This window comes from Parachlamydia sp. AcF125, assembly GCF_018342475.1.
Classification (GTDB): Bacteria; Chlamydiota; Chlamydiia; order Chlamydiales; family Parachlamydiaceae; genus Parachlamydia.
On the sequence record NZ_JAEMUD010000004.1, the window covers coordinates 61,916 to 73,580 of the forward strand.

Sequence of the window (11,665 nt, forward strand, 5' to 3'; positions counted from 1 at the left end):
TCATATTCTTTTTGACCCGAAACGCTTGATTGCATACAATCAGCTTAGATCCCCAAAAACTCATTTTACCTGCGCTAGTGAAAGTTTACCTGCATGAATAATACAATGGCTCGTCTATTCGCGACTCTCGGCGATTACTTTCTCCTCATCCTAAAAGTGATTGGGGTCACGCTCAAACGCCCCCCCGCATTTAATTTGATTCGAGATCAAATGTTTGAAATCGGAGTCATGTCTCTTCCTGTTGTGGCAATCACAGGATTTTCAACCGGACTTGTGCTAGCCGCTCAATCGTTTTTTCAGCTAGCAGATAAAGGATTAGCAAGCGCCACCGGCCTAATGGTGACAAAAGCCATGCTGGTTGAACTTGGACCCATCTTGACAGCTTTTATGATCACAGGACGCGTAGGAGCGGCTATGTGTGCGGAGTTAGGGACCATGCGCGTTACCGAACAGATTGACGCTCTGTGCTCTATGTCTGTAAATCCCCTGCGTTATCTCATCGCTCCTCGTTTTATCGCCGGAATTACCATGCTCCCACTTTTAACCATTTTTAGCTGTCTAATGGGCATTTTAGGGGGTTATCTTCTGTCTGTCTATTACTTCAATATGCCCCCCTCCACTTTTTTAGATCCTTTACCTCTCCATATCAAAACCTTCGACATGGTAAGTGGGCTAATTAAAGCCTTTGTTTTTGGGATTATCATTATTACCATTTCATGCTATAGAGGGTTATCTACGCGAGGGGGAGCTGCTGGAGTTGGCCGCGCCACGACAAACAGCGTTGTCATTTGTTATTCCGTTATTTTGATTGGGAATTTTGTCATCACCATTGGCTTGAATGGGTCCTATCCGTATATTGCCGATCTTATCAGTAAGTGGTTTTAAATGCGCAAGCAAATTGTTATAAAAGAATTATATAAAAAATACGGGAAACTAGAGGTTCTCAAAGGGCTTGATCTGGAAGTCTATGAAGGAGAAACCCTAGTCATTTTAGGACGCTCGGGAGTTGGTAAAAGCGTTTTATTAAAACACATCATTGGGCTTGAGCAACCCGATCGCGGTTCAATCGAAATTGACGGAGTCTCTATTGCTTATTTGGAAAAAAGCAATACCTCCTTTAGAATCGGCATGTTATTTCAAGGAGCCGCCCTATTTGACTCCTTGAACATCGGAGAAAATACCGCCTTTTATTTGAACCAGCACGAAAAAAACTTATCGAAAAAACAAATACAAGAAAGAGTAAGTCATGCTCTAAATCTGGTGGGTCTCAGCGGAACTGAAAATGCCATGCCTTCTGATCTATCGGGAGGGATGCGCAAACGCGCCGCTTTGGCTCGTTTAATTGTTTACCACCCAAAAATTATTCTCTACGATGAACCTACCACAGGCTTAGATCCAATTACTGCCATGCAAATCAATGATCTAATCAATACAGCCAAGAAAGAACTAAAAGCGACAAGCATTGTCGTGACTCATGATATTCGCTCGGCGTTGGAAGTGGGCGACCGACTAGCCTTTCATCACGAGGGAAAAATCGCGCAAATTGCTCCCAAAGAAGAATTTATGAAAATCGACGATCCCTTGTTACAGGCATTTTTTGAAAATGCCATATTAACTAACGATTTACTCAGTGGCAAGCAGACTAGGAGACCTTAATTCATGGCTGATCAAGCAAAAAATTTACTCATCGGCATTTTTGTGATTGTCGCCTTTACAATTGTGATATTGATGCTTTTATTTTTACATCCATCCGTAGGCGATGAGGGGAAAAGGCTTCGAGTGAGATTTTCCGATATCGATAAGATTTCTATTGGAACCCGGGTCAACTTTGGTGGAAAACCGGTCGGGGAAGTGACAAAGATTCGCGAATTGCAAGACGCGATTGACAGAAGAATTGGACGAAACGGATATGTCTATATCTACGAGCTAGAACTATCGGTCGATTCTGCGGTGAATGTGTTCAACACAGACGAAATTTCCTTGCGCACTTCAGGCCTTTTGGGGGAAAGATCTGTGGCAATTACCCCTCTCCCTCCAAAAGAGGGGCAAAAATTAGAAAATGTGAGCGATCAAGTGATTTATGCATTTGAATCGGGTTCTGTGGAAGACGCCATCAAAGAACTAAAAGGGGTGGCCGGAAAATTAGATTTAGCTTTAGACTCGATTAGCCAAGCATTTAAAACGATGGATGCAGAAAATGTCTGGAAAAATCTGGGTAACTCCATGCAAAGTTTCAGCAATATGGCAGCTGCCTTAAGTAAACCCGATCTCATTCTAGAAACGTTAAATAATTTGCACGATGTGTCGGAGAAATTTGGAGAAAGCTGGGAGAAAGTCGATCATTTATTAGACAATCTTGCTTCAGCAGCCTCGAATACGAAATCTATGACAAAGGCGGGGAAAGAAATACTTGCCTCTCTTGAAGAAGGAAAAGGGAGCCTTGGGGCCTTGCTTATGAAAGATGATCTCAATTTAAAAATCTCCTCTCTACTAAGCAAAGGAGAAATCCTCATGAATGATATCAACCATTACGGAGTCCTCTTTCATCTGGATAAACAGTGGCAAAGATTGCGTGCTCGCCGTTTAAATTTATTGCAAAAACTCTCTTCCCCTGAGGAATTCCGTAACTTCTTCAACGACGAAATGGATAAAATCTCAACTTCTCTTTCAAGAGTCTCTATGATATTAGAAGAAACAAGCAACTCCCCACCCCGCTTGATGGAAAATGCTCACTATAAAAAAGTATTTGCCGAATTGCTCAAAAGAATGGAATCTACAGAAGAAGCTTTAAAAATGTACAATCAGCAAGTAATGGGTTATGATGCTCAAAAACCCGAATTGGCTCCTACGCGTGGCGAAGCGCGTCCCTAATTTTTCTTGGAAGAGCTAAAAAGATAAGGATTGTTATGGAAAATGTCCCCTACTCGCAGATTCAAAAAGGCACATTCTTGATTGCCACTCCGGAAATTGACAGCGGAATTTTCTTTCGGGGAGTAGTACTTATCTGCGAACATAACCCCAGCGGATCATTTGGCATTATTGTGAACAAAAGCCTAGACCTGGAACTGCCGGAAGAGATTATGAACGTAAATAATCTGGCAAATCCTCATGTGGGAATTCGAGCTGGCGGGCCTGTCCAAACCAATCAAATGATGCTCTTACACACTTCGAATCGAATTCCAGGGCAAACCTTGCAAATCTGCGATAACGTTTATTTAGGGGGAGATCTACAGTTTTTGCAAGAAACCATCTCTGACGATCAGGGTCCCCATATTCACCTTTGCTTTGGTTATGCAGGCTGGGGAGCAGGGCAGCTTGAAAGGGAATTTTTAGATAGCCACTGGTTTTTACATCCAGCTTCGGCACATTACCTGTTTGACACCCCTCCCGAAAAGCTTTGGCAGGTGCTATTGCGAGATATGGGCGGCAAATACGCTTCTCTTTCCATGATCCCCGAAGATCTGACTGTCAATTAAGGGTGCAAGGCATGGCTGCTCAGTTTAGAGCAGCGCCACAACGGCGCCTGTTTTGTAAATGTCCCTTTGGATCTCTGGCGCAATCCACTGAGCTATTGTATTGAATGGCTACTGCAGTCCTAAGACTTTTTTTATTCATCTCATTCAAAATACGATAGAATGCCAACTTACGCTAAACGAGGGGTCTTTTAGACTGAGCTCGATCGATGGATTCTTGTGAATCCTTAGCAAAACTAAGAGTGCTTAATCGTTCCCTCCACACGCCAATTTCTGAAGGTAGCTTTTCTCTTATTTCCTCATAGCTAAGCTCGAGGGTGTGTTTAGATAAGCAAGTTGTTCTTCTGTCAGAAATTTGAAATTGCTGGCCTTTCACTGAAAAGCTATATTTATTAAAGAAACAAATTTCAACGATCAAAGAAAGGGCTTCTCGGCTCATCTTTAATAAAGCATTTTTATTGATTCCTTTTAAAACGCGGATAGCCAAAGGTTTGGCAGCAGGATCGCCCTTCTGGAGGACTTGGACAAGAGCGCCCAATACCTCCTCAGGCAACTTATTTTCCTGCTGAGCTAGTGCTTCTAGAACGCCAGCAGCAGAATGTTTGGCATTAAAATCGCCCTTCTGAAGGACTTGGATAAGAGCGCTTAAAGCTTCCTCAGGCAACTTACTTTCCTGCTGCGCTATTTTTCCTAGAAAATCGGCAGCGCAACATTTGGCAGCAGAGTCGCCCTCCTTCTCCTTAAGGATTTGGATAAGAGCATCTAATACTCCCTCAGGAAGCTGACCTGCCTGTTGTGCCAATGCTTCTAGAACGCCAGCAGCGTAACATTTGGCAGCAGAGTCGCCCTCCTTGAGGGTTTGGATAAGAGCACCTAATGCCTCCTCAGAAAACTTATTCCCCTCTCGTGCTAGTGCTTTTAGAATGCTGGCAGCACAACATTTGGCAGCATAGTCGCCCTCCTTGAGGGTTTGGATAAAAGCATCTAATACCTCCTCAGGAAACTTATTCCCCTGCTTCACTAATGCTTCTAGAACGCCAGCAGCAGAACATTTGGCAGCAGAGTCGCCCTCCTTGAGGATTTGGATAAGAGCATCTAATACCTCCTCAGGAAACTTATTCCCCTGCTTCACTAATGCTTCTAGAACGCCAGCAGCAGAACATTTGGTATCAGAATCTCCCTCTTGGAGGATTTGGATAAGAGCATCTAATACCTCCTCAGGAAACTTATTCCCCTCTCGTGCTAGTGCTCCTAGAATGCTGGCAGCATAAGTTTTGGCAGTAAAATCACCCTCCTGAAGGATTTGGATAAGAACACCTAATACCTCCTCAGGAAGCTGGCCTGCCTGTTGTACCAGTGCTTCTAGAATGCTGGCAGCATAAGTTTTGGCATTAAAATCGCCCTTCTGAAGGACTTGGATAAGAACACCTAATACCTCCTCAGGAAGCTGGCCTGCCTGTTGTACCAGTGCTCCTAAAACGCCAACAGCAGAACATTTGGCAGTAGAATCGCCCTCCTTGAGGATTTGGATAAGAGCATCTAATACCTCCTCAGGAAACTTATTCCCCTCTCGTGCTAGTGCTTCTAGAAAGCTGGCAGCATAAATTTTGGCAGTAAAATCACCCTCCTGGAGGATTTGGATAAGAACACCTAATACCTCCTCAGGAAGCTGGCCTGCCTGTTGTACCAGTGCTCCTAAAACGCCAACAGCAGAACATTTGGCAGTAGAATCGCCCTCCTTGAGGATTTGGATAAGAGCATCTAATACCTCCTCAGGAAACTTATTCCTCTGCTTTGCCAGGGCTCTTAGAACGCTAACAGCACAATGTTTGGCTTTAGAATCACCCTCCTTAAGGATTTGGATAAGAGCATTTAATACCTCCTCAGGAAACTTATTCCTCTGCTTTGCCAGGGCTCTTAGAACGCTAACAGCACAATGTTTGGCTTTAGAATCACCCTCCTTAAGGATTTGGATAAGAGCATCTAATGCTTCTTTAGGTACCATTTTGGGAAACTTGCCTCCCTGCTGTGCCAGTATTTCTAGAACGCCAGCAGCAGAACATTTGGCAGCAAAATCACCCTCCTTGAGGATTTGGATAAGAGCACCTAATACCTCCTCAGAAAGCTTGCTTTCCTCGTGCGCCGGTGCTCTTAGAAAACAGGCAGCACAACATTCGGCATTAAAATCGCCCTCCTTGAGGATTTGGATAAGAGCATCTAATACTCCCTCAGGAAGCTGACCTGCCTGTTCTGCCAATGCTTCTAGAACGCCAGCAGCACACCATTTGGCATAAGAACCTCCCTTCTTGAGGATTTGGATAAGAACATCTAGTATTTCTTCAGGAAACTTACTTCCCTGCTCTGCCAGCGCTCTTAGAAAGCCAGCAGCAGACTCTTTGACCCTATAATCTTCCTCCTTGAGGATTTGGATAAGAGCATCTATCTCTTTTTTAGGGAGCCCATCTCCTTGCTCTATCACTGCTTCTAAGACAGACCAAGCGTATTCTGAAGTAGCATCTTTAGCGTTATGAGGATTCTTAAGCACTTCAATAATAACCCGTACAATGCCTGGAGCTAATCTTTGCCCTGCTCTTATGGCTTCTCGTAAATTTATTAACGTTCTTGCTCGGGTATGTGGGGCGGATAATAATCGTTCAATAAGAGCTGTTATACTAGAATGAGTGAAGATTTTTTTATTCTTAAGCAGATATGCAAAGTTTAAATCTAATAAAGAGAGATGCGCTATATAATCTTTCACAAGCTCAATAAAGGCCTCATATTGCTTCACTGTAGTAGGATCTTGGCATTCTTCAAAACACTCGGCAATTAAATCAATTTCGTTTCCGACAGCTAAGTCGTAAGGTTCAGCAAAGAGATCATCAAAAAAGGCCTGAAGCGGGTTTGGATCTAAATAAAACCGATTATTTGAGGTAGAAAGAGAAAGATAACCAGCAATCATGCGTAAAACAAGAGCGTAGCGCGGTTCAAACTTGTAAGTACGTACAAAGTCTTGGCATGCTTGCCTTTCTCCTGTGAGATATTGATTGGCAACTTTTGAAGCGGTTAAAAACTCTTGGAAGGTTAAGTGGATAAAATACCCTTTTTCTTCAGTTACGGCTCCAGGAATGCGCATAAGCCCACAATCTGTAAGCTCATTGGATAAGATTTTGTTACCTTTAAAATTTTCAATTTCTCGCTTGCTTAAATAAAGGGTATCATTTCTCATAGCAAAACTGGCCATTTTTTCAAAAGCATTAGCTATATTGGCTACTTCTAGATTTTGGCGCAGATTTTTCTCTGCCAAAATTTCCTCTTTGGTTTGGCGTGATTGTCCTTGGTCAATTCTTCTCAAAAGAAACCACTTATACATCCAGTTAACCATCCGTTCATAAATATAGGTCATCGTAATGGGCTGTCTAGCATCAAAAACTTCGGGATCTTCATTAAAGAGACAACACAGCAGAGTTAAGTTAATTGGAATTTGTGCCAGGCTTAGCACCTGGGGAGAAGAATTTAATAGATGGTAGAGTTTTTCTTTTTTCTCTTCTGCTTCAAGGTGTTTGAAAAACCTCTCGATATAGTCTTCGATCCCTTCATTATCAAAACCTAAAAGCTCTAGCTCGCAAGAGCGTTTAAAAGAGCAGCTTCCAGGTCTTGAAGTAATCAGAATATGGGGGAATAATTCTTTTAGCTGCTTAAAAGCTGTAGCTAGACTTGTGTTTGCTTGGGCTTCTGCTGGGAGCTCATCATACCCGTCTAAAACAAGCAGGGTGTTTTGTAGAAAAGCGGTATCTTGTATACAAGCTTCGATCACTTTGGACTCAATTTTTCCGGCGTATTCTTTTGCAATTAGGCCAGCTGGAGTATACTCTTTATCAGCGGGATATTTCCTTAACGTCAAATTTCTTAAAGGAATCCAAAAAAGGCAGGTAAACATGCCCGCCCAAAGCGTCCCTTTTGCCCAGCGGTATCTGATATAGTGACAGAGGGTGCTTTTACCAATGCCGGCAACTCCTTGGATATAAATCCTCTTAGCCTTTTCTTTGTTAAGGCTTTCGTGTTCGAAAAGCTGTTCGATTTCAATCTCTTCTTTGGACTCAAACATGGTTTCGTAAGCCGGCATGCTAGCACCTTGTAAATACTCAGAGTGCTTGCCTAGGGCTTGGTCGCGTGTTTTTCTTTCCTCATTTTCAATCATACCTAAACGCACATAGATTTCTTCTAAAGGAACTTTAAACTCCCAATCTTTTTGCGCTTTGATTCTGAAAATCGAAAGGGTTTCTTGAGAAAGGTAATAGCTCCGAAGAAAGCTATCCATGATTTGTGAACTTAAGCTTGCCTGAATTAAAGCCTGGGTAATGGCCTCATTTTTAAAAATAAGGGCTAAGACCGTTTTTTTCTCAGGATTTAAGGCATTCAGGTTGGCCCCTTTTTTTACTAAGGCTATAACTATTTTGATATAGTCCTCTGCGGCTTGGCTAGAAGATCTCCCCACGCCGATAACAGCCAAGTGCAAAGGGGTGTTTCCCTTTTTATCTTGCTGATCCAGCTCAATTGGTCCTTCAATTTGATTTAGCAAGTGTTCCATGCTCTTTGCATTTCCGCTAAAGGCTGCTAGGTGTAAAGGGGTCTGGTCATCGCTATTCTTAGCTTTTATAAAGGTAGGTTCATATTGCATTAAAAGCTTAACAATATCGACGCGATCTTTTTGCGAGCAACAAGCATGGTGCAAAACATTATTCTGTAAGCTATCGAGTTTTTTTAAATCTGCTCCCTGCTCAAGCAGAAATTGCACAATAGGCATAGATCCTGCCCTGCTAGCCACATGCAAAGGAGTTTCTTTAACTATCCTTCCTCCTAAGGCATTAAGATGAGATTCTATATTTTGCCTTTCAGCAAAGAGGTAGATAAAAATGCTTCTATTTTCATGCGCAGCAAAGTAATGCAGTAAGGTTTGTTCATCTCCTAATCCCCGCTCCAGCTTGTCCAGGTATTTATCGAAAGCTTGTCGCTCAAAACTATATTCTTGTAATTTAAGGCTAACGTATAATTCATAAGCGGTAGCTAGATAAAAGACACCACGCAGGGCAGCTTCCTCTTCGACTTCTTTCAAAAATTTATGCCCTTGCGCCATTAAATCTTTTATGCAGCCAGGACAATTCAGTTGCAGCAAATCCTTTAGCTTTTCATGAAGCTTTGCTTCAGGCAAACGAGAGGAATGCGTCTCATGATAGTGAATAACCGAGCTAGCCTGTATATGCAGTTGAGAATTTGCCCCTACTAACTGAGTATTTTTAGCAATAGCCTGGGGATGGACCGGTCCAAGCTGGGTTGACAAATGAGGATAAAGAGCCATAAACGACACTGTAAAACGGTGCTCGCAAGTGGCTTGAGAGTATTCTTGCTGAACCGCCTTGCTTACCTTAGCCTCTTTTCCCCCTATCACCAAGCTTTTTGCATATTTACCTAGTTGGCGACCTTTGTCTTTAGCAAGCCCTTTAGCGACAGGTTTATGAGGATTGTAATTTTGAGGGCATGGGGAGGTAAAAGGAGGAACAGGCTGAACAGCGGTAGGCGCGACTTCCTTATGGTTATATTTGCCCTTAGCAAAATCATAGATTGCAACAGAAATGTTTCCTATCACCGGAACTAGCAATACAATACAGCGAGAAAAGCTTTTTTGCTTTAAATATGAATAGTAATGATTGTTTGAAATGTTTGCTTTTTGCTTCGTTGGAAGCATCACATACTTTTGGAATAAATCAATCAAGTTAGTGATTGTACTTAATCCTGGAACATAGTCAGCTATGCGATCTGCTTTTAATAGAAAGCTAACATGTATATTCATTGATGTTATCCCAACTCAAATTTTAAAAAATATTTTACATTAAAAAAGGTTAAACGTCAATCGCAAAGGAAGATTTATGGGCAGTTTCCCCTATAACGCGCGACTTCCTTATAATGCTCTGCCTTTCCGCACAACCACCTAGCTTGCTCTTTAAAATTAGGAGTACAACTAGATTTATGACTCACACCAAACTTATCGCTTCAGTAGAAAAAAGAAGGCTTTGGTCTTTAGAAGAAAAAAATTAATTATTGAGGGAACATCCCAAACGAGCATTCTATTTCCTAAATTGCCAGAAAGTAGAAGGTTACCCCAAGCCAATGTTTTGCATGGAAAAGGCCCATGGAACAAGAAGCCTTTCAAGGGATTAGCAGTTTAGAAGAACTAATCTCTACAACCAGGCAGCTTGAACGCATGTTCGGTAAAAATATTCTTGAAATTGAGGTCTTAAAGGAAGCAATAGAGCGAGGGCAGGAAAAAGCACATCTTACAACAGTCTGTCTAAGCTTAAATGACTTATCCTCAGGATAATAGTTAACGTATTTTACGCGCCAAAGAAGTGAAAAGAGTGTTCTGAATAGGTAAGTTTCTTTCCAAAAAAAGAACAAAGGTAATCCTCTAACGCTAAACCTAGCCCTTTAAAGCGGCTTGCAAAGCAGGCTGCTGCTAATCAAGTAAACGTTGATGACGTGCTTACAAATACTGGGTTTGGAGCAAAGGCCAATCACGTTTAATATTTGCTATCAATCAAAACTCTTATCAAAAACAGCCTAGGAAGCAAAGCTTAGCGGTTTAATCAAGGTGACTTTCGCTCTGCCCCTATTTTGAGATTTTTAGCTCCGTTTGCTCAAAGAAACTGATTGATAATACTCTTTTAAAAACACTGCTTTAATGCTGCTTGAGCAGCATGGTAACCACACATTCCGTGCACCCCACCTCCTGGAGGAGTTGAGGCGGAGCAAATATAAAGCCCTTTATGAGGGGTGGAATAGGGCACTAATCGCGCGGCGGGACGAGTAAAAAGCTGAGAGAGATCCTGAACTCCTCCGTTAATGTCTCCGCCCACATAATTAGGATTATACTGTTCAAATTGTTGGGCTGATTTAGTGGTTTTGGCAAGAATGCAATCCTTAAAACCTGGTGCAAATCGTTCAATCTGCGCTTCGATGACTTCTGTCATATTGATATCGGATCCATTAGGCACATGGCAATATCCCCAAGCTGTATGCTTGCCTTTAGGCGCTCTGGTGGAATCGAATAAGCTTTGTTGCGCGAGGATAATGTAAGGCTTCTGAGGATGGAGATTTTCCCAAACTTCCCGCTCTGATTGCGCAATTTCCTCAAGCGTTCCCCCTAAATGCACCGCCCCTGCTCTCAAACACTCTTTAGCTTTCCAAGGAATGGGTTGGCTGAGTGCCCAATCAACTTTGAAAACACCTGGACCATACCGATAGTTCTCCAGTATTCTCTTATAACGATCGGAAAGCTGATTCGACGCAATTTTTAACAATTGTTTTGGCGATACGTCACACAGGACGACCTGAGAAGAAGGCAACTGTTCAAGACATTCAATAGGGCTATTTGTATGAATTTCCCCACCCAGGGAACGGAAAAATGAAGCTAAAGCATTCGCAATGTTTTGCGATCCCCCTTCAGGGATGGGCCAACCTGTCGTATGCCCCAATATATTGAGAATAAGTGCAAAAGCAGAGGTTAAATAGCGTTCCAAAGGCAGCATTGAATGCGCTGCTAGTCCAGCAAAGAAACCTCGCGCTCGTTCTTCTCGAAAAAGTTGACGCGCAAGTTTAGTGGCCGGCTGTAGGCAAAATCCCGCGAACCAAGCCATTTGAAGAGGATGCTTCGGAAAATGCAAGGGGCCTAATAGGTCGTCGATAAGATTATCCCACCTTTTTACGCAGTCTGTTAAAATTCGACGGTAGGCAGCCCCATCTATACCCAAATTCTTGCTTGTCTTTTCAATCGAAGGCTCAAGTGTGACCGCCGTTCCATCGTCAAAGGGATGTGCCAGAGCTGCCGAAGGAAAAATCCATTTTAAGCCATGCTTTTCAAGAGGTAGAGAGCGAAAAAAAGGAGACCCAACCCCGAGAGGATGAATGGCCGAGCAGACATCATGGACATACCCTGGTAAGGTCAATTCGGTAGACCGCATTCCCCCACCTATGGTATCTTTAGCTTCAAACATTCCTACCGATAAGCCCGCTTGGGCCAAAGTGATAGCAGCAGCAAACCCGTTGGGCCCTGTCCCGATCACAATCGCATCGTAGTTTTTAGACATACTCCCCTTCATTTTATGCTGCTCTATTCATAGCTAAACACAAAAATTGTG

Annotated in this window: 7 protein-coding genes; 5 read left to right on the forward strand and 2 right to left on the reverse strand. The window is 42.7% G+C overall.

Features of this window, described 5'->3' with window-relative positions; all coding sequences use genetic code 11:
• Positions 1 to 93 precede the first annotated feature (93 nt).
• Genes PARA125_RS08375 through PARA125_RS08390 form a run of 4 tightly spaced genes read left to right on the forward strand, consistent with a single transcriptional unit; the run spans position 94 to position 3,476 of the window.
• Entirely contained in the window at positions 94 to 885 is a 792-nt protein-coding gene (locus PARA125_RS08375) for an MlaE family ABC transporter permease (protein WP_249274299.1), read from the forward strand.
• On the forward strand, positions 886 to 1,656 hold the full coding sequence (locus PARA125_RS08380) for an ABC transporter ATP-binding protein (RefSeq protein ID WP_213158440.1): 771 nt from the start codon (positions 886 to 888) through the stop codon (positions 1,654 to 1,656). It begins immediately after the preceding gene.
• A gap of 3 nt (positions 1,657 to 1,659) precedes the next feature.
• A complete protein-coding gene (locus PARA125_RS08385) occupies positions 1,660 to 2,871 on the forward strand; it encodes an MlaD family protein (protein WP_213158441.1) in 1,212 nt (403 codons plus the stop codon).
• A gap of 35 nt (positions 2,872 to 2,906) precedes the next feature.
• The gene (locus PARA125_RS08390; protein WP_213158442.1) at positions 2,907 to 3,476 is read left to right on the forward strand and encodes a YqgE/AlgH family protein; all 570 of its coding nucleotides are present in this window, start codon (positions 2,907 to 2,909) and stop codon (positions 3,474 to 3,476) included.
• Positions 3,477 to 3,648: 172 nt separating this feature from the next.
• Here the strand turns inward: PARA125_RS08390 and PARA125_RS08395 are convergent, their stop codons facing one another.
• Positions 3,649 to 9,321, reverse strand: a complete 5,673-nt coding sequence (locus PARA125_RS08395) for an ankyrin repeat domain-containing protein (protein ID WP_213158443.1) — start codon at positions 9,319 to 9,321, stop codon at positions 3,649 to 3,651.
• Between the two features lie 339 nt (positions 9,322 to 9,660).
• Between PARA125_RS08395 and PARA125_RS08400 the strand changes: the two genes are divergently transcribed.
• Positions 9,661 to 9,849: a helix-turn-helix domain-containing protein gene (locus PARA125_RS08400; RefSeq protein ID WP_213158444.1), complete on the forward strand. Its 189-nt coding sequence runs from the start codon at positions 9,661 to 9,663 to the stop codon at positions 9,847 to 9,849.
• A gap of 343 nt (positions 9,850 to 10,192) precedes the next feature.
• On the opposite strand, the gene PARA125_RS08405 is transcribed toward PARA125_RS08400, so the two are convergent.
• Positions 10,193 to 11,614 carry a phytoene desaturase family protein gene (locus PARA125_RS08405; protein WP_213158445.1) on the reverse strand — a complete coding sequence of 474 codons (1,422 nt, stop codon included), beginning with the start codon at positions 11,612 to 11,614 and terminating at the stop codon, positions 10,193 to 10,195.
• Positions 11,615 to 11,665 lie beyond the last annotated feature (51 nt).

Coding starts and splice junctions, on each gene's coding strand:
- PARA125_RS08375 (WP_249274299.1), top strand. CDS start 94: ATGAATAATACAATGGCTCGTCTATTCGCGACTCTCGGCGATTACTTT.
- PARA125_RS08380 (WP_213158440.1), top strand. CDS start 886: ATGCGCAAGCAAATTGTTATAAAAGAATTATATAAAAAATACGGGAAA.
- PARA125_RS08385 (WP_213158441.1), top strand. CDS start 1,660: ATGGCTGATCAAGCAAAAAATTTACTCATCGGCATTTTTGTGATTGTC.
- PARA125_RS08390 (WP_213158442.1), top strand. CDS start 2,907: ATGGAAAATGTCCCCTACTCGCAGATTCAAAAAGGCACATTCTTGATT.
- PARA125_RS08395 (WP_213158443.1), bottom strand. CDS start 9,321: ATGAATATACATGTTAGCTTTCTATTAAAAGCAGATCGCATAGCTGAC.
- PARA125_RS08400 (WP_213158444.1), top strand. CDS start 9,661: ATGGAACAAGAAGCCTTTCAAGGGATTAGCAGTTTAGAAGAACTAATC.
- PARA125_RS08405 (WP_213158445.1), bottom strand. CDS start 11,614: ATGTCTAAAAACTACGATGCGATTGTGATCGGGACAGGGCCCAACGGG.